Consider the following 20,122-nt stretch of genomic DNA (forward strand, 5'->3'; position numbering starts at 1 on the left):
GTGCGTGGTATAGGCCACAGATGGCGGCACATGGCCGTTTACACAAGTGCCGGTATAATACGCGCTCCGTTTTTCAAGCATGCCAATAATGAAACCTGCTGTCGTACTGCTGCATAGCTCCATGAGTTCCAAGGCCCAGTGGGCCGACCTGATGTCGCAACTTGAAGACGGCTTCCGCTGCATCGCCGTCGACCTTCTGGGCTACGGCGCCTCGCCCTTCCCGGCCGACGTCGACGCCGGCTACGTCCACACGCTGGCGCACGAAGTCGACGCCGTCAACGCCGCCATCGCCTCGCGCCTGGAGCCGGGCGAGGCCTTCCACCTGATCGGCCATTCCTTCGGCGGCGCCTCGGCGCTGCACATGGCGCGCCGCATGCCGGAGCGCGTGCTGTCGCTCACGCTGTTCGAGCCGGTGGCCTTCCACCTGCTGCCGGCGCAGCACCCCGCGCGCGCCGAAATCGTCGGCGTGGTGGAGCGCATCAACGCCTGCGGCCCGCAGCAGGACCGCGACGCCACCCGCATCTTCATCGACTACTGGAACCGCGCCGGCGCCTTCGACGCCGCGCCGCCGGCGGCGCAGGACAAGATGGCCGGCATGATCGCCAAGGTGCGACTGGACTTCCAGGCGCTGCTGGGCGAAGCGGCCACGCTGGACGACCTGTCGGCGCTGACCATGCCGTCGCTGGTGATGTCGGGCGCGCATAGTCCGGCCTCCACGCGCCTGCTGGCCGAGGCGCTGGCCGCCGCCCTGCCCGACGCCATCGCGCTGCAAACGCGCGGCGGCCACATGGCGCCGATCACCCACGGCGCCGTGGTCAACCCCGCCATCGTCAACTTCCTGGCCGACGCCGAAGTCACCGCCGATTGACAAGGACGGCGGCGATGTGACACTGTCGGTGCTTCGCCACCAGCCGGAAACGTCACACATGCGCAGCCCATCCTTGCAGCAGTCCCTGGCCGCCCTACTGGCGGCAGCGTTCACCATCGCCCATGCCGCGCCCGCACAGGCACCGGTCGAGGCACACGTCCCGCATGCGCCGCAGGCAGTGACCGGCACCGACGGCGTGCGCCGCCTGTACTATGAACTGGACATCGGCAATTTCTACGCCGATACCGGCGTACTGAAACTGACCGAGGCGGCAGTCTACGCCGACGGCGACGCCCGGCCGCTGGCCACCTTCAGCGGTCCCGCGCTGGCAAGCCTGCTGCGGCCCAACAAGGAACTGGAAGCCGACAACAGCCTCGCCATCGCCGGCGGCACGCACGCGCTGCTGCTGATCGCCGCGCCTTTGCCGGCGGGCCGCAAGCCACCCCGCACGCTGCGCCACACGCTCACCTTCAAAACCGCCAAGGGCGAAACGCAAACCGCCGGCGACATTCCCGTGCCGGTCGACGCCAGGCCGCCGGTCACGCTGGGCGCCCCGCTTCGCGGCGGCCTGTGGCTGGCCGACGAGGGACCGGGCCACGCCCAATCGCACCACTGGGGCGGTGCGATCGCGCAAAACGGCCGCCTGACCATCCCGCAGCGCTACGCCATCGACTTCTTCGGATTGGACGCGCAAGGCCACGCCGTCCACGCGCCGGTGGAGAAGCTGGCGGAGAGCCGCGTCGAAGACTGGGCAGGCTGGAACAGCGACGTGCTGGCCGCCGCCGACGGCGTGGTGCGCGACATGCGGGACGGCGTCGCCGACCGCAAGCCCTTGTCGCCGCAGGAGGAACCGCCGGAGCTGAGCACGCGCGCCCTGTATGGCAACTTCGTGGTGCTGGAGATAGCGCCCGGGGTCTTCGTCCACTACGCCCATCTGCGCCAAGGCAGCATTCAAGTCCGGCCGGGCCAACGCGTCAAGCGCGGCGCGCTGCTGGCTCACCTGGGCCTGACGGGCGGCGCCGGCGCGCCCCACCTGCACTTCCATGTATCGGACAAGGCCAGCTTCGCCGACTCGCAAGGGCTGCCCTTTGTGTTCGACAGCTACACGCCTGCGGGCCGCAGCAGCGAAGGCGAGGCGCTGAACAACACCTCGGCGATCAAGCTGTCGCCGCAAGCGCCCAGGCTGCGCCGCCGCATGCCGCTGGACGGCGACATCGTCGGCTTCTAGAGCGCAATTGCGGATCGCCGACGCCGCGATGCCCGAGCGCTCCGCCAGTTCGCCTATTTTCATATTTCGCTTGACCTTGAAGTGAACTTCAACCTTAACATACATCATATCCCTTACAACGCCCGGACCCGACATGATGTTCACCGCACTGGCACTACCGAACGGCAGCACCCTCCCCAACCGCTTGGCCAAGGCCGCGATGGAAGAAAACATGGCGGATGCCGGCCAGCTTCCCGGCCCGGCGCTAAACCGTTTATACCAAAGCTGGGCCGAGGGCGGCGTGGGCCTGATCATCACCGGCAACGTGATGGTCGACCGCCGCGCGATGACGGGACCGGGAACAGTGGCACTGGAAGCAGGCACGCCGCTGGAGCCTTTCCAGCGCTGGGCGCAGGCGTCGCGCCAGCAAGGCGCGCAGGTGTGGATGCAGATTAACCACCCCGGCCGCCAAGTGATGGCCAACATGGGCGGCAACGCCTGGGCGCCGTCGGCGGTGGCGCTGGACATGGGCAAGCACAGCAAACTGTTCGCGCAACCGGTCGAGATGAGCACCGCGCAGATCGAAGAAGTCATATCGCGCTTCGCAACCACCGCCCATGCCGCCGAACAGGCGGGCTTCGACGGCGTGCAAATCCACGCCGCCCACGGCTACCTGATCTCGCAGTTCCTGTCGCCGCTGACCAACCGCCGCCGCGACAACTGGGGTGGCGACCTGGCCAATCGGGCGCGCCTGCTGCTGGAGGTGGTGCGCGCCGTGCGGGCACGCGTCTCGCCCGGCTTCTGCGTGTCCGTCAAACTGAATTCCGCCGACTTCCAGCGCGGCGGCTTCTCCGAGGACGACGCGAAGCAGGTCGTGCTGCTGCTGAACGAACTGCCGGTGGACCTGATCGAACTGTCCGGCGGCAGCTACGAAAGCCCCGCCATGCAGGGCCGCACCGTCGACGGCCGCACACTGGCGCGCGAAGCCTACTTCCTGGAATTCGCCAAGGAGCTTGCCGCCGTGGCGCGCATGCCGGTGATGACCACCGGCGGCATCGCCCGCAAGGCCGTGGCCGAACAGGTATTGGCCAGCGGCGTCGCCGTGGCGGGCATCGCCACGGCGCTGGCCGAAGTGCCGGACCTGCCGCTGCAATGGCGCGCAGGCCGCGATCCGGCCGCGCTGCCGCCGCCTGTGAAGTGGAAGGATAAGACGATGGTGTCGGTCGCCATGATGGCGCTGGTCAAGCGCAGGTTGCGCGCATTGGGGAACGGCGCCACGCAGGCGCGCCGTTACTCTCCGCTGATGACGATGCTGATCGGCCAATTCCGCCTGGCGCTGCTGACCAGGCGCTATCGGGCCTGGCTGGCCGCCGCCGGCTAATCGCCCACCACGATATCGATGGTGTTCTCCAGCCAGATGCCAAGGTTGGGCGTGTGGGCGCGGCGGCCTGATGGCCCCATTTCATCCGGCGCATGGAACTTGGTCCCGATGGGCAGTATCGCGTTCAGGAACGAGATATCGCCCGGCGGGAAGTCCACATGCGTGGCCTTCGGCTCGGAGCCTTCGCCGCTCGCCTCGCGCGGCGTGAACAGGCGCAGCGCGATGTCGTCGGCGTGGTTGATGAAGGTGAGCGGCAGATTGGCCGTCGCCAGCCGCGCCCAGTAGACCTGGTCGTGGAAGCCCTTGAACTCCGGGTAGTTCCACGACAAGCCGGAGACGGTATCGTTATACGCCTTGTCCCACACATCGAACTCCACGCCCTGCCGGCGGTTCTTCCATACGCGGTAAGGCCCCCTTCCCAGCCAGCGCACGGAACGCACCTGCTGTTCGGGATAGTCGAAACTGACTCCCAGCGCATCGACCTGCTTGCCGGCTTCGACCGAGTACGCGTAGTTGACGCTCAGCGTGCCCGCCGCGTTCAAGCGCCAGTTTATCCTGTGCAGATTACCGGCATATTCAGCCCTCACCACCACGTCGCCACCTTCGACCGCCGCCCGTATCGATTTCAACGTGGCGCTGCCGGCCACCAGCCGTGGCCCGTTCGACAGCGGCGCCACGACATCGCCCTTCTTCAGTTCACGCAGATAGCCGGTCGCCTTGTCGATGGCGGCGCTCACGGTCCCTGCCTGCAGCAGGAAGCTGCCCGCGCTCTCCGTCAGCCTGGCCGCGCCGGCCGCTGGGCGTTCCGGCTGCATGCGCAACGCGACCTTTTCCGCGCCGGAGATCATCCACGACCACGTATAGATTTCGCGGCCGTCGGCGTCCGTCGCCGTGAGGTATAGCGCATCCTGCTGCGCCCAGTCCTGCGGCAAGGCGATGCGGGTGACGCCGCGCATGCCGGCCGCGACATCCGGCGCCTTGGCGCTGCCTTGTGCGACAACCGTGTGGCCAACGCCCGCGCCGAACTTCACCAGCTTCCAGCTTAGCTTGAGCCGATTCAGGTTGCTGAAGTCGTAGCGGTTCTCCAGCAAGATACTGCCGTCGAACGTCGGCGCCAGCGAGGACAATTCGCCCAACGGCAGGTAGACCGGCGACCATATCTTCTTGATCGCAAAGAAGCTGCCTTCCTTTTCCCGGTACGGCCCGAGGATGCCGTCCGGCGCCTGGTTGCCGGCGACATCGACCATGCCGCCCTTGTCGTCGCGAACGATGCCCTCGTCCACGAAGGACCAGATAAATCCGCCAGCACTGAGTGGATTGGCCAGCATCGCCCTCCACCAGTCGTCCAGGCCCGCGCCGGCGCCGCCGTCGTACAGGCCATGCAGGAACTCGGTCGGCATGAACACATCACGGCCATGGAACAGCGACGTCGCGCAGCAATCGTAGGTGGGATAGTGCGCGGTGTCGATGCCGCCGAAGTTCGCCCATGGATGGATCACGGGCCGCCGCTGCGCATCCCACATCGGATACAGCCGGTCCAGCTCAAGATTGAAGCCGCCCTCGTTCCCATTCGCCCAGAGGATGATCGACGGATGATGCTGGTCCCGCTGCACCAGCTCCTTCACCAGCGGCGTGGCGACGCCGGTGTCGTAAGCCTTCTGCCAACCGGTCAGCTCATCGATCACATACAGGCCAAGTTCGTCCGCCACGTCGAGGAAGTGCGCGTCCGGCGGATAGTGCGACATCCGCACCGCGTTCATGTTCATGTCCTTCATCAGCTTCGCATCGAGGTAGCTGAGTTCCTTGCTGGTGGTCCGGCCGGAAGTCGGCCAGATCGAATGGCGGTTCGCCCCCTTGAGGCGCACCTTCACGCCGTTGACGTACAGGCCATCGCGCTTGCGCAGTTCGACCGTACGAAAACCAATCACCTTGCTGGTTTCGTGGACCACGCGGCCGCCGTCGAGCAGCTGGAAGCGCACCCGGTACCGCTGCGGCGATTCGGCCGACCACGGAGCTATTCCGTCGAGATGCCCGCGCACATGCGCCTTGCCGTCCGCCACGGCGGCGCCCATGTCCGCGCCCAGCGGCTTTCCGTCCAGCGTGAACACGCGAGCGACCACCTTGCCGACCTGGCTGCCATCGATGAATACATCCGCGTCGAAGTCGCCGTTGTGTTTCGCGTCCAGGCTTACGCGCTCGATGTTGTGCTGTGGCTTGGCCTCCAGCCACACCGGCCGGTAGATGCCGCTGAACAGCCAGTAGTCCCCGGCGCGCTCGGCGCGGTTGACCGATGCATCGGCGGAGTAGCGGTCGACCGTCACCTCCAGCTGGTTGTCCGCGCCAAGCTTCAGCAGCGCCGACACATCGTAGCGGAACTCATAAAATCCGCCCTGGTGCACCGGCCCCGCCGGCTGGCCGTTGATCTTCACCAGCGTATCCATCATGGCGCCGCCGAAGACGATGTCGATCCGCTTGCCCCGCCAATCGGCCGGCACCTTGAAGGTGTGGCGGTAGATGCCGGTCTTGTCCGGCGCCGGGTCGTTCTGCGAGTCGCTGAAATAGCGGTAAGTGCCGAAGCCCTCCATCTCCCAATTCGACGGTACGGGAATGGTCTTCCACGTCCCGCTATTGCGCCCGCCGTTGACCATGAATTCCCAGTCGACGCGATGGTCCTTGTCCGTGCCACTCAGGTACCGGACCTGCGTGGCATCCGCCATGCACAGCCTGCTCAGCGCCAGCAGCAGGCAGCACAACAGGCCGCGCATCACAGCTGCGCGCCCAGGCGCTTGCTTTCGCCGGCCTTCAGGTTTAGCGGAATGACTTTGCCGCCGTAACGCACCTTGCCGGCGCCGGAGCCCGCCGTGCGGCGTATCGTGGCGGAAGTCAGCTTGCCGCCCGCCCATGCCACATCCACCTCGTAGCCGCCGCGCGCGCGCAGGCCCTTGACCGAGCCGGCCGGCCACGCCGACGGCAGCGCCGGCAGCAGATGGATTTCGCCGGTCTGCGACTGTACCAGCATCTCGCAGATCGCCGCCACCGCGCCGAAATTGCCGTCGATCTGGAATGGCGGATGCGCGTCCAGCATGTTCGGATAAGTGCCGCCGGCGTTGTTACCCTCGCTGCCCTTGCCGCTCTGCTGCGCAGCACGCGCGCCCGGCTTGGCCAACTGCCCGCGCAGCATCTTGTAGGCATGGTCGCCATCCAGCAAGCGCGTCCAGTAAGCCGTCTTCCAAGCCATCGACCAGCCGGTGCCGGCATCGCCGCGTCCTTCCAGCGATTTGCGCGCCGCAGCCGCCAGCTCCGGCGTTTGCGTCGGCGAGATCTGGCGCCCGGGATAAAGCCCGAACAGATGCGACACGTGGCGATGCGTATCGCCCGGCGTATCGAGCACCGGATCTTTTTTTTCCTCCATCCACTCCAGCAGCTGGCCCCAGCTGCCCACGCGTGGCGCGGCCAGCTTGTCGCGCATGGCGGCGACCTGCGCGCGGAAGGCCTGGTCGTCGCCCAACACGTCCGCAGCTTCCACGGTGTTGTTGAACAGGTCCCAGATGATCTCCTGGTCGTAGGTGACGCCATCCTCGATCGGCCCATGCTCCGGCGACCAGCCCAACGGCGCGACCAGCCGCCCGTCCGGCAGCTGCTTCAGGTAGTCCTGCCAGAAGTGCACCGCCTCCTTCATCATCGGATAGGCGACGTTGCGCAGGAAAGTCTTGTCCTGCGTGTAGGCGTAGTGCTCCCAGAAGTGCTGAGCATACCAGGCGTTGCCGGTCTTGTTCCACACATAACCCATCGCGCCGAACGGATTCGACTCGGTACGCACGGTCCAGCCGCGCACCGGCTTGCCGGCATTACCGATGAAGGTCTCTTCACGCTGGACGGCATTGCCGCTCAGGTCAGGCTTCGCCATCTGCACAGCTTCGGGATGCGCAAGCGCCTGCGCCGCCGTATCGGCGACCAGCTGCCGATACACGGGCGCCACGCCCTGCACCAGCGCGAAGAACGGCAACGCGTTCTTCGACAGGTTGGCCGGTTCCGCCGGCCAGTAGTTCATCTGGATGTTGATGTTGGTGTGATAGTCCGACTTCCACGGCGGCGTGAGGCTGTTGTTCCACAGGCCCTGAAGATTGGCCGGCAGCGAATCGCGCGAACTGGAGATCAGCAGATAGCGGCCGAACTGGAAGAACTGCGCCTCAAGTCCGGGATCGTTGCCCTCCGCCGTGTAGGTGGCGATGCGCTGGTCGGTCGGCAGCGCGCGGCGTGCCGGCGCGGCGGCGCCGAAGTCCACGCTCATGCGCTTGAACTGCGCATCGAAATCCTTCTGGTGCTCGGCCAGCAGCGCCGCCCATGGACGCGCGGCCGCACTCACCTGCGCCGTCACGCGCGGCAGCGGATGCTCGCCCTGGAACTTCCTGGCCGGGTCAAGGACGTAGCTGGTGCCGGCGCCCAGTATCAAGGTCACCGCGTCGCAGCCTGCAAACGTGATCCGGTTGCCATCGACAGCGATCGCCCCGCCCTCGTTCATCACCTGCAGCTCGCTGGCGTAGTCCATGGCATTGCTGGAGACGTCGCCCTTGCCGCGTAGCGAACCCGTGGCGACAATCCGGTTGCCCACGACGTTGATCTGCGCGTCGTGCATGTCGGTCAGTTCTATCGAACCGGTGTACTGCCCGCGCTTGTCGGCGCTCAGGCGCATCGCGATCACCTGCGACGGGAAACTGGCGAAGGCTTCGCGCTTGAACTTGGCGCCGCCGTGCGTGTAGCTGACGCTGTGCAGGCTCTGGCCGATATCCAGCTGGCGCGCATAGGCCGTGGTGGCCTGCTCGTGCCCCGGCAGGTTGATGTAGACGTCGCCGAACGGCTGGTAGGAACCCATCACCTTGTCGTCGCCGGTCCACAGCGTGATGTCGTTGAACTGGATGCGTTCCCGCGCCAGCTGACCGAAGATCATCGCGCCGATGCGACCATTCCCGATCGGCAGCGCCTCCTGCTCCCAGCCTTGCGCCGTATCCGGCGCTGGCCGGTCGTAGCGCAGCGCGAGGTCGCGGACCTCCGCTGCGTGGCACAGCTGCGCGGCGAGCAAGGCCGCCACCATCGCGTGTCGAAACATCTTATTTCCTGACCGTGATCGACTTGCCTTCGTATGCGACCACCTTGTCGGCCGCATCAAAATCATCCGAACTCGATACGCCTGCCTTGATGAAGCGCAGCTTGAACTGGCGCTTGGCCACCATGCCCTTGTATTGCCCCACGCGCTCGCCGATGGTCACAACGCCGGTCTTGTCGTTGTAGCTCAACGGGATGCGGCTGAACTCTCCGCGCAGGTAGGCATTGCTCACGCCATCATCCTCATAGAGACTGAACTTGCCGTCGGCACCGGTGTAGATGTTGAGGGTGATCGGCGCATCCGGTTTCTCATCCACATACTGCGTCACAGGCCCCATCGGCAGGATCGAGCCGGCCTTCACCAGCAATGGCATGCGTGTCTCAGGCGCCTTGATCGTCGCCGTGCCGCCACCCTTGTGCACTTCGCCGGTGTAGAAGTCGTACCAGCTCGCGCCCTTGGGCATGTAGACGCTGCGCTCGCGCGCACCGTACACATACACCGGCGCCACCATCAGGTTGTGGCCGAACAGGTACTGGTCCTTGATATCCTTGACCGCCTGGTCGTTCGGGAAATCCATCACCAGCCCGCGCATGATCGAGCCGGACTCGTAATGGATATCGGCGGCGGCCGAGTAAATGTAAGGCATCATGCGATAACGCAGCTTGTCGTACCAGACCATCGAGTCGCGCATCGGCGAGCCTTCCGGTGCGATCTCGTGGATCTCGCGCTTGACCACCTCGCCGTGGGAACGGAACAGCGGCGAGAACGCGCCGAACTGGAACCAGCGCAGATTGAGCTCGCGCCATTCCTTCATGTCCTCCGGGTTGCCCTTGGCCGCGCCGGTGGCACGGTTTTCCTGCGCCGAACCGACTTCGCCGACCTGGTAACGCTCTTCCTGCGCATAGCCGCCGATATCGTGCGTCCAGTTCGGGATGCCCGACATCGAAATGCTCACGCCGGCCGATATCTGGTCGTACAGGTTGTTCCAGCGGCTGGCCGTATCGCCGCTCCACACGGCGGTGGCATTGCGCTGGATGCCTGCGAAGCCGGAACGCGACAGGATGAACTGGCGCTTGTCCGGCTGGTCGCGCTTCAGGCCCTGGTAGAAGCCCTCGGTATGCGCCAGGCTATACGGATTGAAGGTGATCTCGCCCAAACCATACACGGTTGGCCCGATCAGCTTCTTGAAGTCCTCCGGCCGGGAATTGGACAGCACGTCCGCCTCGGTGTTATCCATCCACCAGGCGTCGAAGCCCAGGTCGATCAGCTTCGGCTTCATCTGGCGATAGTAGATGTCGCGCGCTTCCTTGGTGTACGGGTCGTAGTGGCTGTTCTTGTAGCCTGGGCCCACCCAGTCAAGCGCGCCGTCTTCAACGTTCTTGGTCCACATATGGCCCTTGGCCGCCAGCTCCTTGTAGTTGTCGGTGTTCGAATAGAACTTGCCCCAGATCGAAATCATCACGCGCGCATGCGCCTTGTGGGCCTCGTCCAGCATCCCTTTCGGATCGGGGAAGCGCGCCTTGTCGAAATCGTGCGAGCCCCATTGGTCCTGCGGCCAGTAGAACCAGTCCTGCACCATGTTATCCACCGGCCAGCCCTGCTTGCGGTATTCGCGCAACACGCCAAGCAGCTGCTCCTGCGTCTCGTAGCGCTGGCGCGATTGCCAGAAGCCGTAGGCCCACTTCGGCATCATCGGCGCCTGGCCGGTCAGGTGGCGATAGCCGGCGATGACCTTGTCCATGCTGTCGCCGCTGACGACGTAGTAGTTGATGCTCTGTGCGACTTCCGACGAGAAGGTCAGCGAGTGGCGTTCCGGTTCGGGCAGCGGATCGTTGTGCGTGATCGCGACCATGCCGCCGGATGGCTTCCACTCCAGGTGCAGCTTGACCGGCTTGCCGGCCTCGAACTTCACCTCGAAGTTGTGATACCAGGGATTCCAGCCCTGGCGCCACACGTCCATCACCTGCTTGCCGTCCACCGACAGCGTCGCGTAGTCCGACGAATACAGCTGCATCTTGTGCACGCCCGGCTTGTCGGAGCTCAGCGTCGCATCCCAGACCACCTTGACGTCCTTCAGCGTTTTGATGTCGCCCAGTTCCTTCGGCCAGTTCTCGGCCACGTCCTTCAGGTACTGATAGGCGATGTCCTTCTCGTGGCGGGTCAACGCCAGCTTGCCGCCGATGTAGTAGCGCGCCGTCAGGCCGCCTGCCTTGCCTTCGTCGTCGACCACCTTCAGGTCGCGCACCATCGGGCCATACGGCTTGGCGTCGCCGAAGCGCGAGATCGAATTGTTATCCCACAAAACGCCGTAGTTCTTGTCCGAGACCACGAACGGCACGGCGATCGCCATATTGTGCTGCATGAGCAGCACGTCTTCGCCGTTGAGGTTCATCTGCGCGTTCTGGTGCTGGCCCAGGCCGTAGTAGGCGTCCCTGGTGCCGTGGTTGAAGCCTTCCTTGACCGCCATGAACGGCTTGCCGCCGATATCGACCGGCGCCATGCTCTCCGAGGCCTGGCTCAGGAACGCCTTGCCGGCCGCGTTGAAGAACTGGACCTGCCCCGTCGCCAGCGATACCGCCACCGAGATCTTCTTCGCCTTCAGCGTGACCTTGTCCTTGCCCGATGCCGCGACGCTGAAGATACCGCTAACAGGAGCGGCCACCGTCATCAGCGAAGGCGTGAGATCCTTGCCCGATTGGTCGAGCTTCACCACGTGGATGATATTGTCGGCCATGACCTCGAGGCGCACCTCTTTCGCCGCACCGGTATCAGGCTTGACCACGACGCCGGTGGCGGTCTTCTCAAACGTGCCGGCCAACGCGTGGCCCGACACCATCACCGCCAGGCACGACGCCGCGGGCACTATCGATTTGAATCGCATCTAATCTCCGTATTTTTTAATAGGTACCCAGCTTGACCTTGAGGACCACCGGATTGCCGGTCAGGTTCAAGCCGTAATCTGTCTGGTCGCCGTTCCAGTTGCGCTCCATGATCCATTTGCCGGAAGGGTCGAAATGTCCCTCTTCCACGCGCGCCAGCATGGACGGCTTGCCATCCGCGCTGTCGAAGCTCACGCGCGCGTGCTGGCCCACCACGATGAATTCGTTGTCGCCGATCTGCGCGATCGATACGCCGCCGTTGGGCTGCTCGGTGTCCGCCGGCAGGTCCTTGATCTTGGCCAGCCAGTCGGCATCGCCGAACTGCCACATGCGGAAGCTGACGGTGGCCTTCCAGTTCTTCATCGCGATGGTCTGCGGCTTGCGGTCGTCGCCCTCGGCCACGCCGTAGGTTCGGCCCTCGAACGCCCACTTGGCCCACTGGCGCTCCATCGGCCGGAAGGCGGCGTAGATTTTTCCGAACGGCGCCACCATGGTCTTGTCGGTCGCCTTGGAACCGAGCGGGAAGTTGCTGTAGTCCGCGTAGTCGATGCCGAACGGCGAGAACGCCAGCGAGCCGCGGCCCAGTACCAGGTAGGCATAGCGCACATACTGCGAGGCGTTGCTCATCTCCGGCACCATCAGCGCGTTGTCCGGCCGTTGGAAGCGGTCCAGCGTGGCGTGGAATTTGTCCGACTCCGGAGCGTAGACATCCGGCGCGGCCAGGTCGATATGCGGCGCGGCGGCCTTGTAGATATCGATCACGTCGAAGGTCGGCCCGCCGCTCGAGAAGTTGCCCTTCCACGGCATCACCGGCGACTCCAGCGGATCGCGCAGCGCGTTGTTGACGTACATCGGCAGGTTGTAGACCGCGCGGCCCGCCTTGGCGATTTCCTCGATGTAGCTGGCGATGGAATAAGCGTGGAAGTACTCGTCGGCGTAATCGCCGTAGACCTGCTTCCAGGTGCCGCTGGCCGCCAGCGCCACCGGAGATTTTTTATGATCCAGCACGACCTGCGGCACGTTCTGCTCAAACGCCGCCTGCGCCTTCGGCGCGAAGTCGCGCACAAAGCCGTAGGTGCCGACCTCGTTCTCGACCTGCATCATGATGACGGTGCGCTGCGCCGAATCGGCTTTCTTGATATGTTCCATCAGCGCGACAAACGCCTTCCTGTCGGCCTTCATCGTTTCCTCGCTGTTCGGCGACAGGCAGTAGATGGTCTTACCGTCCTTGTCGACCATGCGCGGGAAGCGCTTGTTGTTAAACTTAACCCACTCCGGCGTGTACTGCGGGCCGGTGTTCTTCCAGGTGCCGAACCACAGCAGCACCAGGCGCACCTTGTGCTCGCGCGCCTGCGCCAGCAAGGTGTCGACGTAACTGAAATCGAATTTGCCTTCGACCGGCTCGATCTGTTCCCAGGCCACGGGAATCTCGACGGTGTTGGCGTTCATGTCTTTGATGGCCGGCCATACTTTGCTCAGCGCCAGCGGATAATTGCTGGAGTTGTGTACCTGTGCGCCGAACATCACAAACGGCGCGCCATCGACCATCAGGGCGTGGCGGCCGTCCTTCTTCACAAGCTGCGGCAGATCGGCAGCCGCCGCGCCAGTTGCGGCCAGGGCCGCGAAAGTCAAAACGGAGACAAACTGGCGGGCGGTATGCTTCATCTGGTTAAAGCCTTTCGTAGGTTAGAAGTCGTAGCTCAGTTTCGCGACCACGCGGCGGCCGGTCTTGAACCATGCGCGCCCCATCATCCCGATATTTTGCTGCATCAGCTGCTTGAAGGTCGAATCGGTCAGATTCTGCGCTTCCAGGCCGAGTTGCACCTTGTCGCTGAATTTATAGAACACCGACGCATCCAGCTGGCCGTACGAATCCGCCCAGGTAGGCAGCGCCCATGCCACATTGGTCTGGCCGAAGCCCGGGCTGGCCGGATTGCTGTCCGTGGCGTCGCCGCCCTTGGTGCCGTTGACGTTCACGCCCTGCAGCGACTTGGAGCGCCAATTGTAGGCCAGGCGTCCCGACACTGGGCCTTTGTCATACAGCAGCGCCAGATTGTACGACTGGCGTGACAGGTTCTCCAGCGGCAGATTGCCGAAGGTGGTGCCGTTGGTGTCGCAGCCGTTCAGGTTCAGGTTGACGTTGCCGGCGTTGTCGCCGCCGGTGCAGTATTTCGAGAACACAGGGTTATACAGTTCGCGCTTGCTGTCGACGAAGGTGAAGTTGGCTTGCATGCCGAACCCCGACCATACGCCAGGCAGCTTGTCGAAGTACTGCTGGAAGGCCAGCTCTATACCGCGCGCGTGGCCCTTGGCGCCGTTGATCGGGCCGGTCACGTTGAAGTTCTGCGGCTTGCCGTTCACGTCGGTCAACTGATAGTTGTACACTTGGTTGACGACGATGTCTTTCAGCTGCTTGTTGAACACCGCCGCAGTGAACGAGCCGGTAGGCGCGAAGTACCATTCCATCGTCAGGTCGAGCTGCTTGGAGGTGGTCGGACGCAGGTTGGGATTGCCCGATCCGGTACCGGCCTGGGTCAAGGTGTTGATGGTGGTGACGCCGTTCGTGGTCGTCGAATCGGCGGTCTGCGTCAGCGTGGTATAAGCCTGCAGCTTGTCGAAATCAGGACGCGACAACGCAGCGGCGGCGGCAAAGCGGAACTGCAGCGTGTCCGAGGCCTTCAGGCGCAGGTTCAGGCTAGGCAGGAAGTTGTGGTAGCTGTTGTCGAAGTCCTGCGCCTTGGCGAACGGCGCGATGATCGGAACCGGCACGCCCTGCGTAGCGCCGGTCGGCGCGGTCGAACTGAACACCGTGTAGCCGTGCGCGGTCGAATCGGTCTGCACATAACGCAGGCCGACGTTGCCGTCCACCGGATATTTCAGGTTATCCCAGCCGAAGCGCAACTGGCCGTACAGCGCCTTGGTCTTTTCCGTCTGGTCGTTGGTGCCGATAGGATTGGTGCCGAAACTGGCCGGCGTCCATGGCGAGCAGGTATTGCCTTTTTCCGCGCACAGGATGTCGTGATAGGTGTGCAGCTGGGCGTAGGAATCTGGGTAGCCCTGCGCCAGCGAGGCGTTCGGGAACACCACCGACGGCACGGACACGCCGCCGTTGAAGAAGTTATTGAAGCTATGCAGGTTGGTATTGCCGGCGAAGCGAGGATCGCCCAGGTAGGCCAGGTGCGAAATCTCGCCCTGCCATGGCTGGGTGATGGCGGCCCAATTGTAGTCCGGGTTGGATTTCGTCGTCGTCGCCGAGCGGTCCGTCAGGCGCACGCCGAAGCGCACGTCGCGCAGCACCGGATGATCGAAGTCGTACTTGACGTCCGTCTTCCACGCGGTTTCATCGGCCTTGGCGCGGTCCAGGTGTTCCATCGTGAACGCCCAGTAGTAGTTGTTCGGATTCGCCAGGTAGGCGCGGTCCGCGTCGCTGAAGATCAGCTTCGGTACGCTGCCGGTCAGGTCAACCTGCTCCTTCGGCATCTGGACGCCGGTCGCCACGGTCGAATCGAAGCTGTTGGTCTTGGCCTTGATGTGCTGCAGATCGGTGGTGACGGTCCAGCTGTCGTGACGCCAGCGCAGGTTCCACGACAGGTCGGTGGTGTCGGACTTGCGGTTGGCGGCGCGCGTGTCGTCGCCGAAGTTGATGCCGGCGCCGGAGGAATCGGTCAGTGTGCCGGTCAGCAGCGCGCCGCGCGAGTTGAAGGTCGAATCCGGGGACAGGCGGATGTTGTACGGGCTCGATTGCGCGAAGATCGCCTGCTCGTCCCACTTCATCTCATACTTCGATTTGAACATGGTCAGGGAGCTGGACCAGTCGTCCTTCTTCCATTGCAGCGCGCCGTATGCGCCTTCGCGCTTGCGGTCGAATTGCAGCGTGCGCCATTGTGCGCCCTTCGGTGCGAAGACCGGATTGCCGTTGGCGTCTTTCATCGGATAGTAAGGCTCGACCTGGAAGGCGTCGGTGCGGGTTGCGCTTTCCGAGTACGCCAGGTCCAGCAAGGCGCCGACTTCGCCGACAGGGGTTTTCCAGCGGTTGGACACCAGGCCCGAATACGATGGCGAGGTCTTGCCCTTCTTCAGTTCCGACCAGGTGCGGTCGGCCGAGACGGCGGCCTTGAAGCCCTTGTAATCGAACGGCATCGCGGTGCGCAGGTTCACCAGGCCGCCGATGGCGCCTTCGACCTGCTCGGCCGACGGGTTCTTGTAGATGTCGACGCCGGCCATCAGCTCTGGCGGCACGTCTTCGAAGTTCAGCGAACGGCCGCCGTTGGCGGAGAACGAATCGCGGCCATTGAGCTCGGAGCGCACATAGCTCAAGCCGCGGATCGACACGCCCGAGCCTTCGACCGAGAAGTGCTCCGGGTCGCCCTTGGCCATGGTGCGGTCGATGGTCACGCCCACGATGCGCTGCAATACCTCCGTCACCGAGCGGTCCGGCAGCTTGCCGATATCGTCGGCGACGATGGAATCGACGATTTCATCGGCATTCTGTTTAATCTTCTGCGCCGACTGCAGCGCTGCGCGCTGGCCGGTCACGATCACGGTCGCGCCGGTATCGGTGGCGGGAGCTGTCTGCGCCATCGCCATGGACGCCATCTGGGCCAGGCCCAGCGCGATCGCCGTTTTTTTGAACTGTTTCATTTACACTCTCCAGGGTTGTGCGAATAATTCACGGCTCTTTGGCCATTTACTATTTGTGTTTTAGTGTTGTAGTGTTGGTTTGGGAAATCGTCAGGCGAACGGGCCCGCAGGCGCTGGGCAGCGCGGAATTTTGAGATTCATTGATAGTGTCTCGCTCTTGGTTTTTTTATCGTGCTGACTTGCTGGCGGGGTGCCAGGTCATACGACTTATGAAACCATTTTGCAAGTTACGACAGCGAGCCGCAATTGCGAAATTCACCAAGGCGTGGAATGATAATGAGCAAGCGCACGGGCCGGCGCGGCGGACCGTGCACAAAAAACGACATCAGCGGCGGCTGGAGCGCGTCGCCACGTCGACCCACACGGCCAGCGTCAGGATGCAGCCCTTGACGATCATCTGCCAGTAGGTGTCCACGTCCAGCATGGACATGCCGTTATCCAGGCTGGCCATCACCAGCGCGCCGATCAAGGCGCCGTAGACCGTGCCGGACCCGCCGCGCATCGACGTGCCGCCGATGAAGCAGGCCGCGATGGCATCCAGCTCGCCAGAGGTGCCGGCCGACGGCGACCCCGCAGCCAGCCGCGCTGTGTTGACCAGGCCCGCCAGGGCGCACATCAGGCCCATGATCCCGAAGATCCACAGCTTCACCGCCTGCACGTTCACGCCGGACAGGCGGGTCGCCTCCATATTGCTGCCCACCGCGTAGATGCGGCGGCCGAACACGGTCTGCGTGGCGACGTAGCTGAAGGCGCCCAGGAGCACCAGCAACAGCAGCACCGGCAGCGGTATGCCCTCGTAGCTGTTCAGGGTCCGCACGAAAGCGAATAGCACCGCGCCGATGGCGGCCAGGCGCACGCCGTCGCGCCACACCGGCGGCACCGGCAAGCCGTGGCGGCCCAGGTTCAGGCGCTGGCGCCAGGTCAGCACGGCGGCCAGCGCGAACAGCGCCACGCCCAGCGTGACGCCCAGCTCCGGCGACAGATAGCCCTGCCCCACCTGCACCATCGCCTCCGACACCGGAGCCACCGTCACGCCGTCCGTCACGCCCAGCACAATGCCGCGATACGCCAGCATGCCGCCCAGGCCCACGATGAAGGACGGTATGCCCTTGTAGGCCGTCAGGTAGCCGTTGACCAGGCCAAGCGCCAGGCCGCAGGCCAGCACCGCCGCCACCGTCACGGGCAGCGGCATGTGGCGGTTCACGTCGAGCACCGCAGCCACCCCGCCCAGCAGGCCAAGCAGCGAGCCGACCGAGAGGTCGATCTCGCCGGAGATGATGACGAAGGCCATGCCGCAGGCCACCACGCCGGTCACCGACATCTGCCGCATCAGGTTGGACAGGTTGCGCGCCGAGATGAAGCCGCCCTCCGTCTTCCAGCTGAAGAAGCTCCAGATGATGGCGATGGCGATCAGCAGCGCGAGGATTTTGTATTGGGTGAAGAGCTGTTTGAGTTTGGTGGTTTGCATAGGTTTTACAAAACGCGCTATGAATGATCGAGCGCCGCCGACAGCAGCATTTCCTGGGTCAGGTCCCGGTTGATGAAGTCTCCGCGCAGCTGGCCTTCGCCCATCACCAGCACGCGGTCGGACACGCCCAGCACCTCGGCCAGCTCCGACGACACCATGATGATGGACACGCCCTGGCTGGCCAGTTCCAGCATCAGCTTGTAGATCTCGTACTTGGCGCCGACGTCCACGCCGCGCGTGGGTTCGTCGAGGATCAGCACCTTGGGCCGCGTCAGCAGCATCTTGGACAGCACCGCCTTCTGCTGGTTGCCGCCGGAGAGCGAGGTAATCGGCAGGAAGGGACTGGCCGTCTTCAGGCCTAGCCGCGCGATCTCCTCGCTGACGGTTTTCAGCTCAGCCTCGCGGTCGATGCGGGTGAAGCGCGCGTAGCGCCCCAGCACCGCCAGCGTGATGTTCTGGCCCACGTCCAGGTCGCGGATGATGCCGTGCTGCTTGCGGTCCTCCGGCACCAGCGCCAGCCCGGCGCGGATGGCCTTGAGCGGCGTGCGGGTGTCGATCTTCTCGCCGTTGAGCCACACCTCGGCCTCGCTGCGGCCGTTGTAGGCGCCGAACAGCGCCGACACCAGCTCCGTGCGGCCCGCGCCCACCAGCCCCGCGATGCCGAGGATCTCGCCCCGCCGCAGCGCGAAGGAGACGTTGTCCACCTTCCTGTGGTCCGGCTTTTCGGTATCGTAGCAAACCACGTTGCGCGCTTCGAAAATCACCTCGCCCTGCGTGCGTTCCAGTTTGGGATACAGCTGGTTCATCTCGCGCCCCACCATCTGCGAAATGATCTGGCGCACATCCATCTGCCGCATCGGCGTGGTGGCGATATGCTTGCCGTCGCGGATGACGACGATGGTGTCGCAGATCGCCTCCACCTCATCGAGCTTGTGCGAGATGTAGACGCAGGCCACGCCCTTGGCCTTCAGGCCGCGTATGATCTCAAGCAGCACCTCGATTTCCGACGCCGTCAGCGACGACGACGGCTCGTCCAGGATCAGCAGGCGCGCGTTCTTGTTCAGCGCCTTGGCGATTTCGATCAGTTGTTGATGGCCGCCGCCGTAGTTCATCACCGGCAGCACCACGTTGACGTCGTTGAGCTTCAGCTCCTTGAGCAGCGTCTCGGCGCGCCGGTTCATGGCCGGATAATCCATGCGGCCGCCGGGCAGCGTGATCTCGTTGCCAAGGAAGAGATTTTCCGTCACCGACAATTCCGGCACCAGCATCAGCTCCTGGTGGATGATGACGATGCCTGCCGCCTCGCTCTCGCGTATCGACTGCGCGCGCAGCGGCTGGCCGTCCATCAGGATCTCGCCGTCCCATGTGCCGTGCGGGTACACGGCGGACAGCACTTTCATCAAAGTGGACTTGCCGGCGCCGTTCTCGCCGCACAAGCCGATGCACTCGCCGGGCCGGACCTGCAGGTCGATGCCGTCGAGCGCGGGCACACCGCCAAATTTCTTGACGATGCCCTTCATTTCCAGCAGATAGGCGGACATGCGGGATCCCGCCGCTTACTTGGCAGCCAATTGAGCCTTGGTGTAGAAGCCGTCCGTCACCACCAGGTCGACATTCGCCTTGGTCAGCATGGTCGGTTTCAGCAGCAGCGTCGGGACCTGCTTGAAGCCGTTCTGGTACTCGCCGTTGAAGGCCGGCTTCTCGTTACGCACCAGCTGGATCGACAGCTTGGCCGCCTCGGTGGCGATCACCTTCAACGGCTTGTAGACCGTCATGGTCTGCGAACCGGCGATCACACGGCGCACCGCCGCCAGGTCCGCGTCCTGCCCGGACACGGCCACCTTGCCATCGAGCTTTTGCGAAGCCAGCGCCTGGATCGCGCCGCCGGCGGTGGCGTCGTTCGACGCGACCACCGCATCGAGCTTGTTGGCGTTGGCGGTCAGCGCATTCTCGACGATGGACATGGCCTCGGCCGGATTCCAGTCCTTGACCCACTGCTTGCCCACCACCTTGATGTCGCCCTTGTCGATCAGCGGCTGCAGCACCTTCAGCTGGCCCTCGCGCAGCATCTTGGCGTTGTTGTCGGTCGGCGCGCCGCCCAGCAGGTAGTAATTCCCCTTCGGCTTGACCGCCACCACACCCTGCGCCTGCATCTCGCCGACCATCTTGTTATCGAAGGAGATGTAGGCGTCGATATCGGCATTGAGGATCAGGCGGTCGTAGGAAACCACCTTGATCTTCGCCTTCTTGGCCTCGCGCACGGCGTTGTTGAGCACCGTGGCGTTATATGGAACGATCACCAGCACATCGACGCCACGCGAAATCAGGTTCTCGATCTGCGCGATCTGCCGCTGCTCGCTGGCGTCGGCCGACTGCACGAAGACCTTGGCGCCCTGCTGCTCGGCCGCCGCAACGAAGTAATCCCTATCGCGCGCCCAGCGCTCCAGCCGCAGATCGTCGATCGAAAAACCGATCTTCGGATTCTTGGCGTCGGCCATGGCGTTCCCGCCGGCGCAAACCAGCATGACGGCGACTGCCGCGGCGTTCAGTAATTTCTTCATTGTCGTCTCCTGT

General features: G+C 64.2%; 11 protein-coding genes. 3 read left to right on the forward strand and 8 right to left on the reverse strand.

What is annotated here, in order from left to right:
* Nucleotides 1–88: 88 nt before the first annotated feature.
* The 3 genes from HUX88_RS22245 (at nucleotide 89) to HUX88_RS22255 (ending at nucleotide 3,456) form a co-directional block, all read left to right on the forward strand.
* Nucleotides 89–868, forward strand: coding sequence for an alpha/beta fold hydrolase (locus HUX88_RS22245; RefSeq protein WP_301549489.1), 780 nt, complete (start codon nucleotides 89–91; stop codon nucleotides 866–868).
* A 58-nt stretch (nucleotides 869–926) separates the two neighbouring features.
* Nucleotides 927–2,096 (forward strand): M23 family metallopeptidase, encoded by a 1,170-nt coding sequence (locus HUX88_RS22250; protein ID WP_176363157.1) that lies wholly within the window; start codon nucleotides 927–929, stop codon nucleotides 2,094–2,096.
* A 133-nt stretch (nucleotides 2,097–2,229) separates the two neighbouring features.
* On the forward strand, nucleotides 2,230–3,456 hold the full coding sequence (locus HUX88_RS22255) for an NADH:flavin oxidoreductase/NADH oxidase family protein (protein WP_217916402.1): 1,227 nt from the start codon (nucleotides 2,230–2,232) through the stop codon (nucleotides 3,454–3,456).
* Here the strand turns inward: HUX88_RS22255 and HUX88_RS22260 are convergent.
* From HUX88_RS22260 to xylF, 8 genes are all read right to left on the reverse strand, one after another.
* Nucleotides 3,453–6,221 (reverse strand): glycoside hydrolase family 2 TIM barrel-domain containing protein, encoded by a 2,769-nt coding sequence (locus HUX88_RS22260; protein ID WP_176363158.1) that lies wholly within the window; start codon nucleotides 6,219–6,221, stop codon nucleotides 3,453–3,455. The two genes, HUX88_RS22255 and HUX88_RS22260, sit on opposite strands and share 4 nt — an antisense overlap.
* Nucleotides 6,221–8,563 (reverse strand): glycoside hydrolase N-terminal domain-containing protein, encoded by a 2,343-nt coding sequence (locus HUX88_RS22265; protein WP_229219470.1) that lies wholly within the window; start codon nucleotides 8,561–8,563, stop codon nucleotides 6,221–6,223. The genes HUX88_RS22260 and HUX88_RS22265 overlap by 1 nt, the downstream gene beginning before the upstream one ends.
* 1 nt (nucleotide 8,564) lies before the next feature.
* Nucleotides 8,565–11,441, reverse strand: coding sequence for a TIM-barrel domain-containing protein (locus tag HUX88_RS22270; protein WP_176363159.1), 2,877 nt, complete (start codon nucleotides 11,439–11,441; stop codon nucleotides 8,565–8,567).
* A 16-nt stretch (nucleotides 11,442–11,457) separates the two neighbouring features.
* Nucleotides 11,458–13,104, reverse strand: a complete 1,647-nt coding sequence (locus HUX88_RS22275) for a DUF5597 domain-containing protein (protein WP_176363160.1) — start codon at nucleotides 13,102–13,104, stop codon at nucleotides 11,458–11,460.
* Nucleotides 13,105–13,125: 21 nt separating this feature from the next.
* A complete protein-coding gene (locus tag HUX88_RS22280) occupies nucleotides 13,126–16,080 on the reverse strand; it encodes a TonB-dependent receptor (RefSeq protein WP_176363161.1) in 2,955 nt (984 codons plus the stop codon).
* 325 nt (nucleotides 16,081–16,405) lie between these two features.
* The gene (locus HUX88_RS22285; RefSeq protein WP_176363162.1) at nucleotides 16,406–17,548 is read right to left on the reverse strand and encodes a sugar ABC transporter permease; all 1,143 of its coding nucleotides are present in this window, start codon (nucleotides 17,546–17,548) and stop codon (nucleotides 16,406–16,408) included.
* A 17-nt stretch (nucleotides 17,549–17,565) separates the two neighbouring features.
* Entirely contained in the window at nucleotides 17,566–19,089 is a 1,524-nt protein-coding gene (xylG, locus tag HUX88_RS22290; RefSeq protein ID WP_176363163.1) for a D-xylose ABC transporter ATP-binding protein, read from the reverse strand.
* Between the two features lie 15 nt (nucleotides 19,090–19,104).
* Nucleotides 19,105–20,109: a D-xylose ABC transporter substrate-binding protein gene (gene xylF, locus HUX88_RS22295; RefSeq protein WP_117013285.1), complete on the reverse strand. Its 1,005-nt coding sequence runs from the start codon at nucleotides 20,107–20,109 to the stop codon at nucleotides 19,105–19,107.
* Nucleotides 20,110–20,122: the final 13 nt, after the last annotated feature.

The organism is Duganella sp. BJB1802, assembly GCF_013369445.1.
Classification (GTDB): Bacteria; Pseudomonadota; Gammaproteobacteria; order Burkholderiales; family Burkholderiaceae_D; genus Rugamonas; species Rugamonas vulcania_A.